Below are 1417 nucleotides of genomic sequence, written 5' to 3'. Positions count from 1 at the left end.
TGTACCAGAGCCTGCACCGGTAAGTCGCCGTTCTGTTGCTAACCCTTCGACTGGTATTTCAGGTGGTGAGTACGGCCCAACTGGTAGCTCTGATACGTTATGGGATATCGCAATCAAGGCGCGGCCAAATAGAAGTGTTAGCCCTCAGCAGGTTATGTTGGCTATTCAGGACCTAAATCCAGGTGCCTTCATTCAGGGTAATATCAATAAATTGAAGGCAGGTCAGGTTCTACGTTTGCCCAGCCTTGAGCAGATTAAGCAGCGTTCAACGCATCAGGCAATAGAAGAAGTTATTTCGCAGAACGAGTCTGCGAGAGGCAAACGCTCGAAGTCGGTAGCTTCAAGCCAAGCACCGAAAACTGACGTTAATCAGCCAGCAGTTAAGCGGGCTGGTGATGAACTCAAGCTTGTTGTTGCTGAAAAGACAAACGACGGTGCTAGCAGTGCTAACTCTGGTAGCTCTGCAACAGGCGGCAGTAACGGTAAAGAGACTGATCCGAAGCTAGCGATTACGCTAGAAAAATTGGATAAAGCGAGTATCGAGAATAAAGAGTTAAATAGTCGTGTTTCTGACTTAGAAGAACAGCTACAAACCTTGCAAAGACTCCTTACATTAAAGAATGATCAGCTAGCAAATATTCAGACGCAAATGCGAGTCAATGAGCTAGCGGAAGCGAAGGCTGCGCAGGAAACTGAGGAGCTATCTGAGGCTGATAAGCTGATGGCAATGCCTGACGCAGTTGCTGAAAATGCTGCTGAGGCTTCTGATCAGACGGTAGCCGCAAAAGACGCTATGGCTGAAGCTAAGGAAAGTACTGAGCAAATTGCAGCGATGCCAAAGACTGAGCAAGCAGGTCAGGCCGAGAGCATGAAACCTGCTGAGAAATCGCCAGCAGTTGAAAAGGCTAAGTCTATTGAAATGCCTGTAAGCAAGCCAGCTAAGGCTGAGCAGAACATTATCGAAGTGATCGTTGGTAATCCTCTCTACTTATCAATTGCTGTTCTAGTTGTTGTGCTGGTTGTGTTTGTCCTCTGGTTGGTTTCGCGTAATAACGCTAAGCGTGAGCAAGAGTTTCAGGCAATGCACGATAGTGACGAAATTGAATATGAAGAAGAGGGCGAAGATGCGCTATCGTCGGAAGACGATTATCAGGATGCTGAAGAAGACGGCATGCAAGTTGAATCTTTAGATAGCCCTCTTGAAGATGATGACGAATACATAGATGAAGACTTATTTGCTGAAGAAGAGCCTGCCGTCTCTGGCGAGGAAAATGAGGATGTAATCGCTGAAGTTGATGTTTACATTGCCTATGGCAGACTGGATCAGGCTGCAGCAGTTCTTGAAAGTGCAATTTCAGAAGAACCTGTTAGAACAGACTTGCGCTTGAAGTTGCTGGAAGTATATAAGCAAAGTGGT

At 46.4% G+C, this 1417-nt stretch carries 1 protein-coding gene; it reads left to right on the top strand.

Annotated features, from left to right (window positions below; genetic code table 11):
* A partial coding sequence (locus tag A3729_RS23190) for a FimV/HubP family polar landmark protein (protein ID WP_304439746.1) occupies positions 1-1417 on the top strand: 1417 nt, incomplete at both ends.

Source organism: Oleiphilus sp. HI0043 (genome assembly GCF_001634935.1).
The sequence above is the reverse complement of the archived record's forward strand: the minus strand, read 5'-3'. Positions and strand labels throughout refer to the sequence as shown.